The organism is Hymenobacter terrigena (genome assembly GCF_054776515.1).
In genome coordinates this window covers 248,707-268,094 of the sequence record NZ_BAAHBU010000004.1, presented here as the reverse complement: position 1 = coordinate 268,094, position 19,388 = coordinate 248,707, and the positions used below count along the sequence as shown (strand labels likewise).

Annotated in this window: 11 protein-coding genes and 1 tRNA gene; 6 read left to right on the top strand and 6 right to left on the bottom strand. The window is 57.0% G+C overall.

What is annotated here, in order from left to right; genetic code table 11:
* The first annotated feature begins 2 nt into the window (after positions 1 to 2).
* Complete coding sequence (locus ACYU7Q_RS17680) at positions 3 to 209, top strand: hypothetical protein (RefSeq protein WP_460610747.1); 207 nt, start codon at positions 3 to 5, stop codon at positions 207 to 209.
* A gap of 73 nt (positions 210 to 282) precedes the next feature.
* On the opposite strand, the gene ACYU7Q_RS17675 is transcribed toward ACYU7Q_RS17680, so the two are convergent.
* Positions 283 to 837, bottom strand: a complete 555-nt coding sequence (locus tag ACYU7Q_RS17675; RefSeq protein ID WP_460610746.1) for a hypothetical protein — start codon at positions 835 to 837, stop codon at positions 283 to 285.
* Between the two features lie 89 nt (positions 838 to 926).
* The gene (locus ACYU7Q_RS17670; RefSeq protein ID WP_460610745.1) at positions 927 to 3,245 is read right to left on the bottom strand and encodes a GH92 family glycosyl hydrolase; all 2,319 of its coding nucleotides are present in this window, start codon (positions 3,243 to 3,245) and stop codon (positions 927 to 929) included.
* Positions 3,246 to 3,287: 42 nt separating this feature from the next.
* Between ACYU7Q_RS17670 and ACYU7Q_RS17665 the strand changes: the two genes are divergently transcribed.
* Positions 3,288 to 3,776, top strand: a complete 489-nt coding sequence (locus ACYU7Q_RS17665) for an HNH endonuclease (protein WP_460610744.1) — start codon at positions 3,288 to 3,290, stop codon at positions 3,774 to 3,776.
* Positions 3,777 to 3,804: 28 nt separating this feature from the next.
* Here the strand turns inward: ACYU7Q_RS17665 and ACYU7Q_RS17660 are convergent.
* Both ACYU7Q_RS17660 and ACYU7Q_RS17655 read right to left on the bottom strand, forming a co-directional pair.
* Positions 3,805 to 3,878 (bottom strand) — tRNA-Arg (locus tag ACYU7Q_RS17660).
* Positions 3,879 to 3,934: 56 nt separating this feature from the next.
* Positions 3,935 to 5,281: a Pycsar system effector family protein gene (locus ACYU7Q_RS17655; RefSeq protein WP_460610743.1), complete on the bottom strand. Its 1,347-nt coding sequence runs from the start codon at positions 5,279 to 5,281 to the stop codon at positions 3,935 to 3,937.
* 208 nt (positions 5,282 to 5,489) lie between these two features.
* On the opposite strand from ACYU7Q_RS17655, the gene ACYU7Q_RS17650 reads away from it, so the two are divergent.
* The 3 genes from ACYU7Q_RS17650 to ACYU7Q_RS17640 all read left to right on the top strand — a co-directional run bounded on the left by ACYU7Q_RS17650 (position 5,490) and on the right by ACYU7Q_RS17640 (position 13,165).
* Positions 5,490 to 9,617: a bifunctional metallophosphoesterase/BamA family protein gene (locus ACYU7Q_RS17650; protein WP_460610742.1), complete on the top strand. Its 4,128-nt coding sequence runs from the start codon at positions 5,490 to 5,492 to the stop codon at positions 9,615 to 9,617.
* 196 nt (positions 9,618 to 9,813) lie between these two features.
* Complete coding sequence (locus ACYU7Q_RS17645; RefSeq protein ID WP_460610741.1) at positions 9,814 to 11,112, top strand: M43 family zinc metalloprotease; 1,299 nt, start codon at positions 9,814 to 9,816, stop codon at positions 11,110 to 11,112.
* A gap of 289 nt (positions 11,113 to 11,401) precedes the next feature.
* Positions 11,402 to 13,165 carry a GEVED domain-containing protein gene (locus ACYU7Q_RS17640; RefSeq protein ID WP_460610740.1) on the top strand — a complete coding sequence of 588 codons (1,764 nt, stop codon included), beginning with the start codon at positions 11,402 to 11,404 and terminating at the stop codon, positions 13,163 to 13,165.
* 204 nt (positions 13,166 to 13,369) lie between these two features.
* Here the strand turns inward: ACYU7Q_RS17640 and ACYU7Q_RS17635 are convergent, their stop codons facing one another.
* Both ACYU7Q_RS17635 and ACYU7Q_RS17630 read right to left on the bottom strand, forming a co-directional pair.
* Positions 13,370 to 13,783 (bottom strand): hypothetical protein, encoded by a 414-nt coding sequence (locus ACYU7Q_RS17635; RefSeq protein ID WP_460610739.1) that lies wholly within the window; start codon positions 13,781 to 13,783, stop codon positions 13,370 to 13,372.
* 84 nt (positions 13,784 to 13,867) lie between these two features.
* Positions 13,868 to 14,476 carry a hypothetical protein gene (locus tag ACYU7Q_RS17630; protein ID WP_460610738.1) on the bottom strand — a complete coding sequence of 203 codons (609 nt, stop codon included), beginning with the start codon at positions 14,474 to 14,476 and terminating at the stop codon, positions 13,868 to 13,870.
* Positions 14,477 to 14,681: 205 nt separating this feature from the next.
* On the opposite strand from ACYU7Q_RS17630, the gene avs2 reads away from it, so the two are divergent.
* Positions 14,682 to 19,337, top strand: a complete 4,656-nt coding sequence (avs2, locus tag ACYU7Q_RS17625) for an NACHT domain-containing protein (protein WP_460610737.1) — start codon at positions 14,682 to 14,684, stop codon at positions 19,335 to 19,337.
* Positions 19,338 to 19,388 lie beyond the last annotated feature (51 nt).

The following is a 19,388-nucleotide window of genomic DNA, read 5'->3' as shown; positions in this document are numbered from 1 at the left end:
GGTTGGACCTCGCGCCAGTTTGGGTCGCCCTCTCGGGCGCTGCTCTGGAAGACCTGCATGCCGACCTGATGGACGAGCTCCGCGAGCTAGACGAAGACCTGAAAGCCTTGAAGCTGCTGAACCGCCCGCTCTTCGACGGCTACACGCAGGCCCGCAAGGTCCTCAACTACGGCGGTGGAAGCAGCAAGGAGAAACCGGCTGTGGCGTAGGTTTCGGGAGGATTGGAAATGAAGCCGCCCGCTTCCAGTTGAGGAGCGGGCGGCTTTTTGGCTGATGCTGGCTCTAATTGCCCCCGAGCTTTACGGAAGGGATTTGAGTGCTAAGCATGGTATTTAATAGGTCGATTCTGTCTTTGCCCAGGTTTTTCAGAAATGGGGTTATGTCATCGCCATATGCTCTTTTTGATAAAGAATAAATGAGAATTCCCCTTTTCTTATTCCCAAGGTCTACTTGTTTAAAACGGTAGATATTGAATTCGGCAATGGTCATTTTATCCTCCTTGCTTTCGCCAAGGAGGAAGTCGACCATGAACTCTTTGCCATCAGGCCCTTCTGTTACTTGGTAGTTGCATATGGGGTCTGTCTTTTTGCGGTTCTCAAGCTCCTGGACCTTTTGTTTAACAGCATTTTTTACTGCTATGTCTTTGTCAAACAAGTGGAGCGTCAACATTTGGTTGAACTGCTCTGCCTTTTCGCCTTTAGGTAAATACTCCTGAATAAAGTAAGTCTCGCTTGGTCTTCCAGACCAGGATAAGTTGAAAGCCGTTTGGTTGAAAGTCAATGGTCCTTTGACACCCATTCTGTCAATAGGTTCGTTCTTGAACGACGTAAACGACATGAGAAATGTCGCTAAAATGAGAAGGCATTTCTGCATTTGTTTTGGGCTATAAACTATTATGAAACTATTCGTGGTGATGAAGGTAGGCGCTAATACTTCACCGGCCGCGCGCCCATCGTAAACACCAGCTTCCCAACCTTTGCCACGTCTTGCTGCTGCAGAAACGGCTGCGCCAGCCGCCGGCCGTTGAGGGTGACCGACTGCACGTAGACGTTTTTGGGGCTTTGGTTTTTGACCTGGATGGTGAACTCCTTGCCGTTTTCGAGGTGCAGGACGGCGCCGTGCACCAGCGGGCTGCCCAGCGCGTATTGGCCTGATGACGGGGCCACCGGGTAGAAGCCCAGGGCCGAGAAGAGGTACCAGGCGCTCATCTGGCCGCAGTCGTCGTTGCCGCCGAGGCCGTCGGGGGTGGGGTGGTACTGGCGGGCGAGGATGTTGCGGACCTGAGCCTGCGTTTTCCAGGGCTGGTCGGTGTAGTTGTAGAGGTAGGCGGCGTGGTGGGCGGGCTCGTTGCCGTGCACGTAGCCCCCGATGATGCCCTCGCGGGTGATGTCCTCGGTTTCGGCAAAGAAGCTGTCGGGCAGGTTCATGGTGAAGAGCGAATCGAGGTGGGGCACGAAGCGGCGGTTGCCGCCCATGCGCGCAATGAGGCCGGCGGGGTCGTGGGGCACGGCGAGGGTGTAGTTCCAGGCGTTGCCCTCGATGAAGCCCTGACCGTTGGTGCTCAGCACGTCGAACTTGGGGCGGAAGCTGCCGTCGGCCAGGCGTGGGCGCATGGCGTTCACGTGTGGGTCGAACACGTTTTGCCAGTTGCCGGCGCGCTTGCTGAACTCTTGGTAAATGTCCGGGTGGCCGAGCTTCTGGGCGAGCTGAGCAATGCACCAGTCATCGAAGGCAAACTCCAGGGTGTTGGATACGGAGGTGCCGCTGCGCTCGCTGGGCACGTAGCCACGGCTGATGTAGCTGTCGAGGCCGTCGTACCAGCCGTGGCGGGCGGTGGCCACGCAGGCGGCCAGGGAGCGCTCGGCCTGGGCGGGCGGCACGGTGCCGTTCAGCACGGCATCGGCCACTACGGAGGTGCTGTGGTAGCCGCTCATGCACCAGTTTTCGTTGGCGTGGTGGCTCCAGACGGGCAGCATGTGCTCGGGGCTCTGGTCGTAGTGGGCCAGCATGGACTGCACCATGTCGGCGTTGCGGCTGGGCTGGAGCAGGTTGAAGAGCGGGTGCAGGGCCCGGAAGGTGTCCCAGAGCGAGAAGGTGGTGTAGTTCACGAAGCCCTCGGCGCGGTGGGTTTGCTGGTCGAGGCCGCGGTACTGGCCGTCGGCGTCCTGGTACACGGTGGGGCTGAGGCAGGCGTGGTAGAGGGCCGTGTAGAAGTTCTCCTTGTCGGCCCGGTTGGACGTTTGGATGGTGACTTTGGCCAACTCTTGCTGCCAGAGCTGCTGGCTGGCGCGGCGGGTCTGCTCGAAGTTCCAGCCGGGCAGCTCAGCGCGCATGTTGGCCAGGGCACCGGCGGTGCTCACGGATGAAAGCGCAAACTTGACCTTGATTTTCTCACCCGCCACGGTGTTGAAATCGAAGTAAAGGCGCAGCTGGCGGCCGGCCTGCTCGGGCCAGTTCTTGCTTTGGTCGAAGCGGCCCCAGAAGCCGCGGTAGGTTTCCTTGGCGTCGTACTTGCGGGCGCCGTAGCTGCGGAAAGGCTTCGAGAACTGCATGGCGAAGTACTCGGTGCGGGTGCGACCCCAGCCGGTGGTTTGGCGGTAGCCGGTCACGAGCGAGTCGTTTTCGATGCGCACGTAACTCCACACATTCTTATCCGGGTAGTTGTAGATGCCGGCCATCATATCCAGGATGACGTGGGCCGGCTCGGTGCTTGGAAACGTGTACTGGTGGAAGCCCACCCGGGTGGTAGCCGTAAGCTCGGCGAGGATGTTGTGGTCGTCGAGCTTTACCTTGTAGTAGGCCGGCTCGGCCACCTCGTTCTGGTGCGAGAAGGCGGAGCGGTAGCCACTCCGGGGCCGGTCGGCGGTGCCGGGGTTGAGCTGCAGCGGGCCGGTGGTGGGCATGAGCAGGAAATCGCCCAAATCGGAGTGCCCCGTGCCGCTGAAGTGCGTGTGGCTGAAGCCGACGATGGTTTTATCGTCGTAGTTATACCCTGCGCAGTACTTGTAAATGTCGGGGTTGTACTTGCCGTTTTGCTCGTAGCTCAGCGTGTCGGTATCGGGTGAGAGCTGCACCATGCCGAAGGGCACCGTGGCGCCGGGGTAGGTATGGCCCATCTTCTGCGTGCCCACCAGGGGGTGCGCGTACTGGATGAGGTTTTCGGGTTGGGGATTGCGAGCTTTCTGAGCTTGAGCGGCAGTTGCTACGAGGAGCAGCAGGGGCAGGAGTTTCTTCAGCTTCTTCATGCAGGGGCGCGAATGAGCCGACAATATCCGGTAATTTGAGGCATGAATAACTGCCTGCATTGCGGCGCTCAAACTGCCAATCCCAAATACTGCTCTCGTTCGCACGCGGCCATCCACACTAATCAGCAGGCTCCCAAACGGCGGCTGACGCGCAAGTGCCCGGAGTGCGATACGCTAATTCCGGCTGACCGGCAGTTTTGCGCGGTGCACGGCAAGCGCAAAGCGGACTACCGATTGCTAACAGTAGCGCAGCTCAAAGCCAAAGACGCCATTAAGCACCCCAGCTACTATCGAGGCTATCTCAACAGCATCACACGGCTGTTAAATGTGCACCGGCCACGCATTTGCCAAGCTTGTGGCTACGATAAACATGTGGAATATTGCCACATTCAGCCCATCAAGGTATTTCCTGATTCTACGACGGTGCAAAAAGTATCGGGACCGGAAAACATTCTGATACTCTGCCCCAATTGCCATTGGGAGTACGACCACGGCCTGTTAGCAATAAACCCCACACTGTTCAGCCATTGATGGGCCGGCAGTGCGGGGTTTAACTAAGTGAGCCTGACAGGAATCCAACCTGTACTCTAGCCCTTAGGAGAGGCTTGCTTTATGCAGTTAAGCTACAGGCCCAGTTGATAACAGTGCCTGACAAAGATAACGCAAGTCCGCCAATACAAGGTTCTGACCTACGACTTATACAGCAGCGCAATGCCAAACGACAGCGCCGTGAGAATAATACCCACTAGAAAAATGGTGTAGCTGGTGCGCAGCAGGCGGTACTTGCGCGTCAGCACCTCGCCGAGGTAGTAAATGTCCGTCACCATGTTGGTGTAAAGCAGGTCTTTCTGGCGCATGATATCGCGCATGCCGTTCTGGAAGTGGTCGAGCTTGAGCTTGGTGAACTGCCCGAAAAACAACAGGTTGACGCGGCGGTTGGTGGCTATTTCGGGGCTTTTCTTGAGCCAGGCAAAACTCGTCACATCGGGCTGGGCCGAGAGGATGGCCGTGGTCACCGACCCCAGGGCCGTGACCAGCAGAATGCTCACCGGAATGGCCAGCACGGGGTTGTTGCCCATCAGCGGCGCCAGGTTGCCGGCCTTGCCCATTTTAGCGCCCAGGTAGGTGATGATGACCGAGATGAGCACCGCGTTGAGCTGAATCATCATGCTGGCCTTTTTGTCGGCCATGTCGCTCAGCTTCATGTGGTTCGAGTACATGGTGCGGAACATGGTTTCGATGCCCCGCTTGGGCTCGGCGAAGGTGTCGCTCTTTTCCTTGGTCTTCTTCTTGTCCTTTTTCTCTTTCTTTTTGAGGTGCTCGCGCTGGTCCTCAATGTTCTTTTTGAGGGCCTTCTTGTACCGCTCCTTGCCCGCTTCGGAAAGGTACTTGTGGGCCAGCATGAAATTGAGCTGCAGTTCCGTCCACTCCGGGGTGGTGTAGGTTTTGTCGAGCACCAGCTCCCACTCGGTACGCAGCAGCTCGGCGCGCGAGCGGTAGTCCTCGCGCGCCAGGTTGCTCATGTCGGCGTCGGAGAGCAGCTTTTGCAGTTCGGTTTCGGGCGGCGAGTCGCGGTGCGTGGTTTTAATCAGCTCCTGAATCAGCTCGATGCGGGCCTTGGGCAGGCCGTGCTCGGCAAGCCAGGCCCCGGCGCGCTCCATGCTGCGAAACTCGTGGCCATCGTACACATCGAGGTAGCCGGCGTCGTGAAACCAGGCCGCCAGCAGCAGGTTTTCGGTGTCCTCGGCGCTGAGCTTGGCGGCGGGGGCCAGGGCGCGGCACTCCTTCACCACGGCTTCGGTGTGGCCGAGGGTGTGGTAAGTGAGCTTGGCCGGCAGTTCTTTGGCAAACAAATCGGTGATGTAGGCCTGCGCCTCTTTCACCAGGGCCGAGACTTTAGCCTTGGGGGCTTTGTCGGCCTCGGCTGCCATCGGCTGCTCGGTGGCAGGGGTTGCTTCAGGCGCAACAGGAGCCGGGGTTTCCGCCGATGCAGGTGCCGCAGACGTTTCGACGGATTCGGGGGTAATTTCTTTCATGATACGCGAAGCTACGGCCGGCACAATGGGCTGGTCCGCCGGCTTTCAACGCGAAGCGCGGGCCAGAAGTTAAAAACCCGGCCAAACCGCACCGCCGTGCTTTGCGTAACGGGCGCTACAGCGCCGGTCCCAGCCGGGCGGGCGCGCTATTTCCGTATTTGCCCGGGCCCTGCGGCGTGGCCCATTCTTCGTCTCGTAAATTTATTACATGCTCCTACTTCGCCGCCTCACTTTTCTGCTTGCCTGCTGCCTGCCGCTGCTTGCTTCTGCGCAGCCCGCCGCCACTCAATCCTCGAAAGAGCCCAAAGAACCGCGGGGGACTCAGCGGGAGCTTCCCGAGCCCGGCGAGTCGGACCAGAACCCGCACACCAGCCGCCCCATCTACCGCAAATCCGGGGTGAACTGGCAGAAGAATATTCCGCCCGATTCCAGCCGCATTCGCTACCGCGTGTTTCTGATTGGCGACGTGGGCAACCCCATTCCCAAGGCCAAGGGCGGCGAGCCCAGCCTGAACTACCTGCGCCAGCGCATCATGGAGGCCGGCAAAAACAGCACGACCATCTTCCTGGGCGACAACGTGTACAACTTCGGCATGCCGCCGGAAGGGGCCTACGACCGCAAGTTTGCCGAGGAGCGCCTCACCGCCCAGCTTGATGTATTCCGCAACTACCCCGGCGAGAAGTACATGACCCCCGGCAACCACGACTGGATTCAGGGCGCGGCCGGTGGCCTGGAACAGGTGAACCGCGAGCAGGCCTTTGTGGAGCAGTACATGCGCAAGGACTCGACGGCCTTTGCCTACACCGGCGACTTTTTCCTGCCCCGCGACGGCTGCCCCGGCCCGTTTGAGGTGCGCGTGCAGGACGACCTGGTGCTCATCGCCCTGAACTCGCAGTGGTTTCTGACCCTGCCCACCAACCGCCCATTCGGCCTGAACGGGCCCTGCGGCGCCGATAACAACGACGACGTATTTGCGGCCATTGAGGAAATCATTGCCCGCAACAAGGACAAGCACATCATGGTGTTTGCCCACCACCCGCTGTTCAGCGACGGCATTCACGGCGGCTACTTCACGCTGGCCGACCACATTTTCCCGCTCAGCATTGTGCTGAAGTATGCGTTTTTGCCGCTGCCCGTCATTGGCTCCATTTACCCGTTTGCCCGGAAGTACGGCGGCATCAGCCAGGACATTCCGCACCCGCTGTACCAGGCTTACCGCAAGGGGCTGCTCGATATTTTCGCCAAATACCCGAATGTGGTGTACGCCGCCGGGCACGAGCACAACCTGCAATACTATACCGAGGGCAGCACGCACTTCATCACCAGCGGCTCGGGCTGCAAAACCCAGCACGTGAAGCCCGGCGATGGCGGCGGGGCCATTTTTTCGGATAAGGAGAAGGGCTTTGCGGTGGTGAACTACTACGACGACGGCCAGGTATGGACCGAGTACTTCATCCCGCAGGGCAATGGCCAGACGGCCCGCCGCGTGTTCCGCACGCCGATGTACGCCAAAACCACGGGCGCCATTGCCACCGCGCCCGCCCAGCCTATTCCCGAAACGGCCCTCATCACCACCAACGGCCTGCCCACCGGCAAAAAGCTGCTCCAGACCGAGGAGGCCATCAAGGAAAAGAAAAAAGACAAGGAGAAGAAGCAGGAAAAAGAGGCTGCGGCCATTGCCAAGGCCCCGATTCCGACGAAGCGCCCCGATTTCCGCGACAGCTCGGTGACGGTGGCCATCAACCCGAACTACAACAAGCACGGGGCCTTCCACAACTGGCTGCTGGGCGAGCACTACCGCAAGGAGTGGGCCACGCCCGTAAAATTCCGCACCCTGGACCTGGCCAACGACAAGGGCGGCCTCATGCCATACAAAACCGGCGGCGGCAAGCAAACCGCGTCGCTGAAAGTGCGCAACGAGGAAGGCCACAACTTCACCCTGCGCGGCATCGACAAAGACCCCGCCGCCGTGCTGCCCGAGCAGCTGCGCACCGGCCTGGCCAAGGCCGTGCTCCAGGACCAGATTTCGGCCCAGCACCCGTATGCCTCATTTGTGCTGCCGCCGCTGGGCACGGCAGCCGGCATTCTGCACACCAACCCCGAGCCCGTTTACATTCCGCAGGACCCTTTGCTGGGGCAGTACTACGCGCAGTTTGCCAACCTGCCCGCAGCGTTGGAAGAAGACTCCAAAGACAACCAGGACAACGTGGAAAGCCTTGGCTTCGCCAAAAACCTGGTGGGCACCGAGAAAATGCTGAGCCGCTTGCTCGACGACAACGACAACCAGGTGAACCAGAAAGCCTTCGCCCGCTCGCGCCTCTTCGATATGTGGATTGGCGACTGGGACCGCCACGAGGACCAGTGGCGCTGGAGCGAAACGAAGGACAAGGGCGGCGACCGCACCTTCACGGCCGTGCCCGAAGACCGCGACATTGCCTTCTTCAAGGGCGATGGCGTGCTGCCCTACTTGATTTCGCGCAAATTCGCCATCCGCAACTTCCAGAACTTCGGGTACGACTACGCCGACTACAAGGGCCTGAACCAGACGGGCATGAGCAACGACCGGGTGTTTATGAGCGCCGTGACCCGCGAGGACTGGATTAAGGAGGCCGAGTACATGAAAACCCACCTCACCGACGAGGTGATTGAGAAGGCTTTTCTGGAAAAGTGGCCCAAGCAAATCTATGACCTGCACGGCAAGGAAATCATTGCCAAGCTGAAAAGCCGCCGCGACCTGCTGCCCGACGTGGCCGGCAAGTACGCCGACGTGCTGGCCGAAATAGTGGAGGTGCGCGGCTCGAAAAAGAACGAGAAGTTCACCGTGGAGCGCCTCAGCAACCGCAAAACCCACGTGGTGATGCAGAAGATTAACAAGGAAGGCAAGCTGACCAAAATCCTCTACGACCGCACTTTCGACGATAGGGTGACCGACGAGGTGCGCCTCTATGGCATTGGCGGCAAGGACGTGTACGACGTGCGCGGCGACGTGAACCGGGGCGTGAAGCTGCGCATCATTGCCGGCACGGGCCGCGACTCCATCACCACCCGCGACCACGTGGGCGGCCTGCTCCACAAAACCCAGATTTACGACGCCGACACCGGCAACGTCATCAACGCCAGCTCCGAGGCCCGCCAGCGCCTGGAGCCCGGCTACGAGGTGAGCCGCTACGACTACCCGCACCGCTTCGACCTGAAAGACTACCGCCTCGATTACGTGGGGCCGGCCCTGTACTTTGGCTACAACATCGACGATGGCCTCCTGCTCGGCGGCGGCGTGACGTACCGCCACTACGGCTTCCGTCGCGAGCCCTATTCGTGGGAGCAGACCATCGCGGCCAACTTCGCGCCGGCCCGCGCTGCCTATAACATCCGCTACACGGGCCAGTTTACGCGCATTTTCAAGAAGACCGATTTGCATATCGCGGCCCAGTACTACGGCCCGCAGCTGCTGTACAACTTCTTCGGCATCGGCAACAACACGGCTAACCTGGCCACCGAGGACGAAACCCGGGGCGTGGTGACCAACCGCACCGTGAACAGCGCCTACCGCGTGCGCTTCAACCGCATTACCATCGCGCCCACCTTAGAGCGCAAGATGTTCAGCTTCCTCAAGTTTGGCATCGGGCCGCAATACGAACAGTTCCGCATCGAGAAGGACCCCATCGGCTCGGTTATTAAAGACAGCCTGACCAACAAAAACGGCGTCACGACCTACGAGAACCGCCGTTTCGGCGTGCGCGCCTCCGATTTCCAGACTAACCAGTACCTCGGGGGCCTGGTGTACCTGAACCTGGACGCCAGCTCTTCGGCCAAGAACCCCCGCATCGGCCTGCGTTGGTACAATGAGTACCAGTACAACTGGCAGCTCAACAGCGAGAGCCTGAGCTTCGGACGTTTCAGCACCGAGGTGCGGGCCTACCTCACGCCCAATTTCCCTTTCCACCTGACGTATGCCGGCCGCATCGGCTACCAGCACAACTACGGCGACTACCGCTTCTACCAGGCCAATACGCTGGGCGGCACCACCAACCTGCGCGGCTACCGCCGCACCCGCTTTGCGGGCCGCACCACCGTGTACGCCAACTTTGAGCCGCGCCTGGAGCTGTTTTCTTTCAACGCCTACCTCTTCCCCGGCAAGCTTGGCGTGATGGGTCTGGCCGATATCGGCCGGGTATATTCCGACAACGACACGGGTACCTACACCGGCCTCAACGCCTTCCACAGCGGTTTTGGGGGCGGCGTGTACGTCGATATTCTTAAGGCGGCCATCATCAACGCTACCTATTCGGTAGGGGAGGAGAAGCTGATATTCGTCGGGTTCGACTTCCTGTTTTAAGGAGCCGGGCCGCGTCATTTTATTAACTATCGTAACTGGCAATAGAAACAGGTTTTCCTGGTTTCTATTGCCAGTTTCAGTTTATGCTGGACAGTATGCTTGAAGATTTGTTAATAAAAAAGCGGAATGGTAACCTTTTTTTCTTAATTTGGTATTGCGACTTCAACCAACTCTCACCCTATTGCCCAACCCTTACATGAACAAACTTTACTACTCCGCACTGGCCCTGTTGGCCAGCGCCGCCCCCGCCTTGGCGCAGGATGCTCAGCGCCTCGCGCCCGTCACCGGGATGGAAACCGCCTCTACCATCACGCGCCGTGCCTGCGGCACCATGGAAGTGCTGGCCGCCCAGCTCGCCGCCGACCCCGCCCAGGCCCAGCGCATGGCCACCATCGAAGCCCAGACCCGGCAGCTGCTGGCCAACCCGGCGCTGCAGCGCAGCACGGCGGGCACGGTCATCATCCCGGTGGTGGTACACGTGCTCTACAACACGGCCGCCCAGAACATCTCCGATGCCCAGGTGCAGTCGCAGATTGCCGTGCTGAACGAAGACTACCAGAAGCTGAACGCCGACTACACCAAAACGCCCGGCATCTACGCCGGCCTGGTGGCCAATGCCAACGTGCAGTTTGTGCTGGCCAAGCGCACGCCCACCGGCGCGGCCACTACCGGCATCATTCATAAGTCTACCAAAACGACCTCGTGGAGCACCAACGATGCCGTGAAGAACTCCAAGCGCGGCGGCGATGATGCCTGGGATGCCACCAAATACCTCAACCTGTGGGCCTGCAACCTGGGCCAGGGCCTGCTGGGCTACGCCCAGTTTCCCGGCGGCGCGGCCAGCACCGATGGCGTGGTGATTCTGTATTCGGCTTTCGGCAGCCGCGCCAAGTACGCCGCCGGCACCTACACCAGCAGCTACGACCTGGGCCGCACCGCCACCCACGAAGTGGGCCACTGGCTGAACCTGCGCCACATCTGGGGCGATGACAACGGCGCCTGCACCGGCTCGGACCTGGTGGCCGATACCCCCAACCAGGGCGCCGAAAACTACGGCTGCCCGGCCTTCCCGCACGTGTCGTGCTCCAACTCGGGCGACATGAGCATGAACTACATGGACTACGTGGACGATGCCTGCATGTACATGTTCTCGACCGGCCAGAGCCAGCGCATGAACGCGCTGTTTGCCGCCGGTGGGGCCCGCGTCGGCCTGCTCACCTCGCAGGGCGGCACGGCACCGCGCACACTGTCCACGTCTTCGGTGGCTTCGTTCTATCCCAACCCCGCCTCCGACGTGCTGACGCTGGACTTGCCCAGCGGTGCCAATGCCGCGCAGTACGCCGTGCGCGTGTTCGACCTGACGGGCCACGAAATGACGCAGGTGCGCTACGACGGCCGGGGCCAGGTGCGCGTGAGCGACCTGCCCAAGGGCCTGTACTACGTCACCATCGGCACCGGGGCTGAAGTGAGCCGCCAGCGCTTCCAGAAGGACTAGCGGATTTCGGTTTTTTGCCTGCACGACGCCTTGCCCTTTGGGCAGGGCGTCGTTGTTTTTACCGGTTAGCAGTGAAGTTGATTAGCCGGCTAGTAGTGTGGTGATTAGAAAAAATTCCGTTAAGCCGAGTGAAAGGGCCAAAAGAATCAATTTAATTATCAATTTAATATGTAAATAGTGTAAAAACTTTTGAAATTATCATTAATGCCGAAATTTTGTTGATAATGTTGTAATATTTTCAATAGCTTGCCGGTCCAAAAGCATTTTTACCACCAAACCCCCCATTTGAATGAAAACAAATTTTTACGCCGCTGCGCTGGGCCTTCTGGGTCTTGCGCTCACCTCTAACCCGGCCACTGCGCAGGCCCCTGCGCCGCACCGGACCTGTGCCTCGGTTGAAGTGCTCCAGCAGCAGCTGGCCGCCGACCCCGGCCTGGCCCAGCGCATGGCCGCCATCAACAACCAGGCCCTGCAGTTTGCCAAAAGCAACCAGGCGACTAACGCCACGGCCGCCATTACGGTCACCATTCCGGTGGTGGTGCACGTGCTCTACAGCACGGCTTCCGAAAACATTTCCGATGCCCAGATTCAGTCGCAGATTGACGTGCTGAATGAGGACTACCACAAGATGAACGCCGACTACACCAAAACCCCCAGCGCCTTTGCCGGCCTGGTGGCCGACGTGGGCATCCAGTTTGTGCTGGCCAAGCGCACGCCCGCTGGCGTGGCTACCACCGGCATCGAGCGCAAAAGCAGCACCACCACCAGCTGGGGCACTGCCGATAAAATCAAGAAAGTCAGCACCGGCGGCCTCGACGCCTGGGACGCCAGCAAGTACCTCAACCTGTGGGTGGGCACCATTGGCGGCGGCATTCTGGGCTACGCCCAGTTTCCCGGCGGCGCGGCCGCTACCGATGGCGTAGTGATTTCGCCCGTGTACTTCGGCCGCACCGGCACCGTGACCTCGCCCTACAACCTAGGCCGTACCGCCAGCCACGAAGTGGGCCACTGGCTGAACCTGAACCACATTTGGGGCGATGACTCCGGGGCCTGCACCGGCACCGACAACGTGGCCGACACCCCCAACCAGGGTGCTGAGCACTACGGCACGCCCGCTTTCCCGCAGGTATCGTGCTCGAACGGCCCGAACGGCGACATGTTCATGAACTACATGGACTACGTGGACGACAACGCCATGTTCATGTTCTCGACCGGCCAGAGCCAGCGCATGAACGCGCTGTTTGCCACCGGTGGGGCCCGCGTCGGCCTGCTCACCTCGCAGGGCGGGGTAGCGCCCTCGGGCGGCGGCACCACGCCTCCCCCTACCGTTACGTACTGCGCCAGCAAGGGCACCAGCGTAGCCTATGAGTACATCGACTACGTGAAGCTGGGCACCATTGCCCGCACCTCGGGCGCCGATGGCGGCTACTACGACGGCACGGCCCTGAGCACCAGCCTCGCGGCCGGCTCGGCCCAGACCATCAGCTTCTCGGCCGGCTTCACCGGCTCGGCCTACTCGGAGTACGTGAAAGTGTACATCGACTACAACCAGAACGGCGTGTTTACCGATGCTGGCGAGCTGGTGGTGAATGCTGCCGCTAGCACGGCCGCAACCACCCGCACGGGCTCGTTTACGGTGCCCACCACGGCCAAGAGCGGCAACACCCGCATGCGCGTGGTGCTGAGCGACAACAGTGCCACCACCAGCTGCGGCAGCTACAGCTACGGCGAAACTGAGGACTACACGATAAGCATCACCGGCGGTGCCCGCCTCGACGGCACCACGGCCCGCACCAACGGCACCACCGGTCTGGCCGACCAGTACACGCTGTACCCCAACCCGGCCAGCAGCGTGCTGACCATTGCCCGCCCGCTGAACATGGACCCCGAGCAGGCGTTCACGGTGCGCGTGTACGACGTGCGCGGCAGCGAAATCAAAGGCCTGTCCTTCGTGGATGGTCAGCTGAACGTGGCCTCGCTGCGCACCGGCATCTACACGCTGAGCGTGAGCGACGGCAGCAAGACCTCGCACCAGCGTTTCGTGAAAGAATAGCATTAGCCTTTCTGAGCTACCGAAAACAAAGAAGCCCCGGCCGGTTGGTCGGGGCTTTTTTGTGTGATGTGTGGTGACTGATTTATTAGGGAACGAACAGAACGTCATGCAGAGCGTAGCGAAGCATCTTTACCGCGCAACGCAATTCATTTAATTGATTTACTGATGCGGTAAAGATGCTTCGCTACGCTCTGCATGACATTTCTACAGCGCTGCCCGCCGCGCCGTGACGGCCGTCTTATACGTATTCGTCTCCGTGATTTGAGCTTGCACCTGGGCCAAATCCAGCTCGCGGGTGAGCAGGGCCACAGGGCCCCGCGAATCCTGCTTGTCGTTGAGGATGGCCTGGCGGTTGGTGGCGCGGCGCAGGCTTATTTCGTTGCTCTTGCGGGCCTTGGTGCCATCGGCCAGCGTGGGGATGATGGTATTCAGGGCGGTGATTTCGGCGGTGAGGCTGGCCATTTCGGCTTGCACTTCCGTAGCACTTTCGGTGGTGTTTTCGCGGGTGTAGTCGAGGTTGTCGGCGCGGTGGTTCAGGTCGCGCAGCTCGGCATCGGCGGCGGCCAGGGCGGCGTCGCACTCGGCGGTGGTCGTCAGTAAATTCACGGAGTAAGCCATAGGGGTAACTAGGGTTAATGTGGAAAAATGAGGTTCGGCAGCTGAACGGCAAGCCCCGCTGTGGAATTGTGCGGGCCCACATTTTTATTCCTGATTCCCAGTACCTATAGCCGCCGTAGCCGCCAGCAGGTCCTCCAGCGCTTCTGCTTCGGCCACCAGCCCTTGCAGGCGCGCCGTCAGCAATGCCCGCGCCGTGGCGTTGGGCGGTGCGGGCGGCGTATCGGCGGCGAGCTGCACCAGCCAGCACCGGGCGCGCTCAGCATCGGCCGTGGGCGCGGCCCCATTGGCAAGGGAGGGCAGCAGGCCCGCTTGCAGCTGCGCCAGCCCGCGCTGGCGGTTGGCGTGGCTCTGGACGCGGGCCGCCTGGTTTTCCAATTCGTAGCGCAACTGCGCGGCCTGGTGCCGGCAGCGGCGCAGGCGCTTGCGTAGCGCGGCCACGTCGGGCGCATCGGCCGGGGCCACTGGCTCGGCCGCCACCGATGCGGGCGGCCCACCGGCCCGCGACTCGGGCAGCAACAGCCCCAGTGGGCGCAGCCGCCGCTCGGCCACCGCCGAAAACGTGCGCTGCCCCGCTTCCACAAACGCTACCTGCTCGCGCCGCACGCCCAGGTAGCGGCCCAACTCCGGCTGCGTGAGGCCGAAATGCGCCCGCACCGCCGCCGAAAGAGAGTTGGAAGGCAGTTTGCGCGCCATAGCAGCAGAAAATGTTACGTCGCCGGGAAAAATCCGCCGGCACGTAACAACGGATGTTACGTGGCTTTTATTTTTTGGGAGGAATGTAACATGAGTTGCTGAGGGAGCAAGAAGAAGCCCCGGCTGCGTGGGCGGCCGGGGCTTCTTTTGTGTTTCTGAGCATCTTCGTGTAAAGGCAGTAACTATTGCCTGGTTTGAGAAGCATATGAATAAGCTTAATATTGACCTAAGCGCTATCCGTCCACTGAATGGTGACAAAAAAGATGGATTTGAGGAATTGTGTGCTCAATTAGCCAGGGTTGAGAAACCTACCAAATCTCGCTTTGAGCGGAAAGGCACACCAGATGCTGGGGTAGAATGCTTCGCTGTTCTTGAAGATGGAAGCGAATGGGGATGGCAGTCCAAATACTTCGATTCTTTCGGAAGTTCACAATGGCAGCAACTAGACGAATCAGTAAAGACCGCACTTAAGAAGCATCCCAATCTTGTGCGGTACTTTATATGTGTTCCCCTTGACCGGCCAGACGGGCGCATCGACAAGCGACAATCAGCAATGCAAACGTGGAATGGCTACGTTCAGAAGTGGACAGGGCTAGCACAAGCAAAAGGAATGACTGTAGAGTTTACCTATTGGGGTTCGCATGAAATTATAAACCTACTGACTAAGCCAGTTAATGTAGGGAGAGTCCGCTTTTGGTTCGATACTAAGGTTTTTGACGAAAATTGGTTTAAGTCTCGTTTGGAAGAGACTATTGACACCGCTGGCACTCGCTACACCCCAGAGCTTAACCTGAACTTGCCAATAGCTGAAAAATTTGAAGCATTTGGTCGCACGGAAGGATTTTTCAATGGTATAAAAGCCTTAGCGAAAGATATCAGGGAAACTCATAGGCGGCTTTATCCATCAAAAGATGTCGTAGAGGAAAGCGGTATTGAATCTGCTCTTACAGAGCTTACTAGCTCAATCGGAAGTGTTCTCTCGCATCTAGGCAGCCTTCAATTGCAGCCTATTGGCGAATTGCCTCTCACACCCATTATCGAACTCATTTCAAGCACAAGGGAATGCACAGATAAGATTGAGCGTCAGCTATTGGAACAAGAGTTTAAGTCCAGGCCAGAACGCACAAAAAAAACATCCGATACCGACCCTTTTAGGAGCTTGCGGTACGATATATCACGACTCACTAAATCTCTGCGAGAAGCAAATAATAGGATATGGGAGGCTAGAAGTGTAGCCAATCATAGTCTAATGATACTGAGCGGTGCTGCTGGTAGCGGCAAGACACACCTTCTATGCGATATCGCAAAAGATAGAGTTGCTGCTGGAAGGCCAACGCTACTACTGATGGGCCAACTCTTTATTGGTACAGAAGGGCCATGGATTCAAGCCTTACAACAACTTGATTTGGCAATGGTCAGCGTGGAGGAAGTTGTAGGAGCTTTGGAGTCGGCTGCTCAAGTAGCTAATAGCCGCTTGCTACTAATGGTTGATGCCATTAACGAGGGAAACGGTAGAGCAATCTGGCCAAGTAACGTAGCTTCATTTTTAGTCCAAGCATTCAGGTCGCCTTGGCTGGGCATTGTTCTATCAGTACGTTCTTCCTATAAAGATTACATCTTGCCTCAATCGGTGCGTGACCAAGCTTGTCAAGTAACACACGAAGGTTTTTCGGGACACGAGTATGATGCGACAAAGGCTTTTTTTATCCATTACGGCTTAGAACTGCCTTCTACCCCGCTGCTGGCTCCAGAATTTCAGAATCCGCTTTTTTTAAAGACTTTATGCGAGGGATTGAAGGCAAAAAATCTGCGTCGCTTACCAAGAGGATTCCATGGCATTACGGCAACGTTTGACCTCTATTTGACAGGTATTAATAAAAAGCTGTCGGAGTCTTTAGACTATCAGCCAAAACAAAATTTGGTGAGCAGGGCATTGGAAGAATTTGCCCAAGAAGTTGCTAAAAAGGATGAACGTTGGCTCACGCTGACAGAGGCAACTGCTGTCGTTGATAAACTGCTGCCTAACCGTGATTTTCGTCGTTCTTTATATCACGGGTTGGTAACAGAAGGCGTTTTAATTGAGGAAGCGCCCCATAGTGGGCACTCTGAGGAAAGACGTGAGGAGGTGGTTTTTATTTCCTACGAACGGTTGGCTGACCACCTATGGGTAAAGGTTCTTCTAGATACTCACTTAACTTCTACTGATGCAGCTTCTGATTTTGCAGAAGGCGCGCCATTGGCTCTGATATGGAACACTGATAGCAGGTTTCAATCGGGTTTGCTGGAAGCAATGTTCATTCAGGTACCTGAACGTACCAACCGGGAATTATCAGAACTGGCACCTGCGGTTATAGAATATTGGAACGCTGATGCTTTTCGTCAAAGCATCGTCTGGCGCTCTACTAAGGCATTTTCTGATAGGACCCGGGATGCATTGAACGAATTCAACAGAACGGATAATGAATGGGCGAAAACGCTCGATATGCTGCTTACTGTCGCAACGCTGCCTGACCATCCTTTCAATGCAGGGTTTCTTGACCGAAAGCTTAGAACTTCTACAATGCCCGAACGCGATGCTTGGTGGAGTATCGACCTGCATAACCTATGGGATAGGCACAGCGCCGTTGACCGGTTGGTAGACTGGTCATCTGCTATCACAGCCTCTACTGTTCTTGATGAGCCAGCAGTTGATTTATGTGCTGTTGCCCTCGCATGGATGCTTACTTCTTCAAACAGATTCTTGCGTGACAGAGCAACAAAGGGGCTTATTAGCCTGCTGACTGGGAAGCTGGAAGCTGCAGGCCGATTAGTTGAGCGGTTTGCAGATGTGGATGACCCATACGTGACAGAACGTATTTATGCAGTTGCCTACGGGGTGGCTATGCGCAGCAATGATAAAACGGAAACTGGGAAGCTTGCCTTTATCGTTTACAACCGCGTTTTTGCTGATAAAAGGCCGCCAGTTCATATCCTATTGCGAGACTATGCCCGTGGAGTAATTGAAAGAGCTCTGTTTTTAGAGGCTGATATTTCTATTGAAGTTAAATTAATACGTCCACCTTATGTAAGTAGCTGGCCTACCATTCCAACTGACGAAGAAATTGCCTTGCTATTTCCTGAAGTAGCGACTGGAGAATCTAATGGTAGGGAGACATGGGGCCGTGACCGCATCAAAGAATCGGTAATACACGATGACTTCAGTCGATATGTTATAGAGCCCGCAATAGACGATTGGTTAGCAATACTTCTGAATGAGCCTGAGTGGACTATTCCGAAAAGCACTAACGAACAACTAGAAGATTTTGCTGAAAATCTCTCAGAAATCGAACAAGAAGCTTGGAGCGCTTTTCAGCAAGCAAAAGAAGAACTAGAAGCTGCATCGTACAGGCATCTTAAGAAGATGCTTGATGAACAAGAAGAACTTCCTAAGCAGTGGGCTTTCTTCGAGGATGACTCGCCTGAGTATGCTGAATTGATAGCACAAGTAGATGCAAAAACCACTGTGGAAAGCGCCGAGCGTGAAGCCAGATTGGCTGAGTTAGACAGCACTTTGACAGATGAGCACGCTCAACAGCTTGCTGGTATATATGATAACGCAGCATCTAATTATGAGGTGCGCCGTGCTCCGCAGTTTGAATTAGGAAAGGTTCAGAACTACATTATTTGGCGTGTGTTTGACTTAGGCTGGTCTTCTGAGCTTTTCGGTCAGTTTGATAATATCACAATAGGGTACCATGGTCGTGAAGCACACAAAGTAGAGCGGATAGGCAAAAAATACCAGTGGATTGCCTTTCATGAAATGATGGCGTTTCTAGCTGACCATTATCAGTTTTATGAGCGGTTTTCTTCGGAGGAGAAAGTAAGGATATATGAAGGGCCTTGGCAGCCCAGCATCCGTGACCTTGACCCCTCAAATACCTTGCGCTCCATTACGGGCGGTACGTCTTGGGTTTCACACGCCCCAGCATGGTGGGGGCAGCAAGAGCAAGGACATTGGGGCGAAGCGGCAAAAGCAAAGGATTGGGTAGTTCAATGGCAGGATTTGCCCACAGTAGAAAATTTACTGCTTGTGTCTCGGCAAGAAGACTCCTCTCAATGGCTCAATGCTGCTGGTCATTTCAGCTGGGCCGAGCCTACACCACCCGACCTCGATTCTATGGATGTAGAAAAACGACGGATTTGGTATATAACTACTGGATACCTTGTGCGAGAAGATGATGTTTCAGCATTCATGCAGTGGGCAGAAACCGTTGATTTCCTAGGACAATGGATGCCAGATGCAAATAATTTTAGCGAAATGTTTCTTGGTGAACACAGTTGGTCGCCTGCTTCAAATTATTTTCAGCGGGAATACTATGATAGAGAAGTATGGGAAAGGCCAAGAAAGGACTGTCCTGTCGATGTGCAGGTTATTCCTTTTGACTATTCAGACAGCTCGGGTGGTTTTGACTGCTCAATCGATGAAACTGTTTCGTTAAACCTATTACGGCCTGAATTGATAGAGAAAATGGCCTTGCGCTGGACAGGCAATGGCGCAGATTATGTTGATGCAGAAAATCGGCTAGTAGCATTCGACCCTACAGTACATCAAAATGGACCAACGGCGCTTCTGCTACGCGAAGACTTTCTTCGGGATTTTCTAAGTCGTGAGAAGCTGAGCGTGTGCTGTACAGTTATTGGTGCAAAAGAATCAATAGGGCCTGGTCATGGCGGCGGAAATTACCACCGTATGAATATATCTGGAGCTTATGCTCTTTCTGCGCAGAAGGTGACGGGTTTCCTAAATTGTTTTCTGGAAGGCAGCCGGCGCAAAGGGCAAGAGGGGGATGTATTGCTGCATACCATTAGAACTTCTTTTTAATGCGTGATGGCTTGATAGGCTATGTTCAGAAGCACTTTAGACAGTAGTGCG

Bases quoted from the DNA above. Each gene is read 5' to 3' on its own strand.
- ACYU7Q_RS17675 (WP_460610746.1), bottom strand. From the start codon at position 837: ATGTCGTTTACGTCGTTCAAGAACGAACCTATTGACAGAATGGGTGTC.
- ACYU7Q_RS17670 (WP_460610745.1), bottom strand. From the start codon at position 3,245: ATGAAGAAGCTGAAGAAACTCCTGCCCCTGCTGCTCCTCGTAGCAACT.
- ACYU7Q_RS17665 (WP_460610744.1), top strand. From the start codon at position 3,288: ATGAATAACTGCCTGCATTGCGGCGCTCAAACTGCCAATCCCAAATAC.
- ACYU7Q_RS17655 (WP_460610743.1), bottom strand. From the start codon at position 5,281: ATGAAAGAAATTACCCCCGAATCCGTCGAAACGTCTGCGGCACCTGCA.
- ACYU7Q_RS17650 (WP_460610742.1), top strand. From the start codon at position 5,490: ATGCTCCTACTTCGCCGCCTCACTTTTCTGCTTGCCTGCTGCCTGCCG.
- ACYU7Q_RS17645 (WP_460610741.1), top strand. From the start codon at position 9,814: ATGAACAAACTTTACTACTCCGCACTGGCCCTGTTGGCCAGCGCCGCC.
- ACYU7Q_RS17640 (WP_460610740.1), top strand. From the start codon at position 11,402: ATGAAAACAAATTTTTACGCCGCTGCGCTGGGCCTTCTGGGTCTTGCG.
- ACYU7Q_RS17635 (WP_460610739.1), bottom strand. From the start codon at position 13,783: ATGGCTTACTCCGTGAATTTACTGACGACCACCGCCGAGTGCGACGCC.
- ACYU7Q_RS17630 (WP_460610738.1), bottom strand. From the start codon at position 14,476: ATGGCGCGCAAACTGCCTTCCAACTCTCTTTCGGCGGCGGTGCGGGCG.
- avs2 (WP_460610737.1), top strand. From the start codon at position 14,682: ATGAATAAGCTTAATATTGACCTAAGCGCTATCCGTCCACTGAATGGT.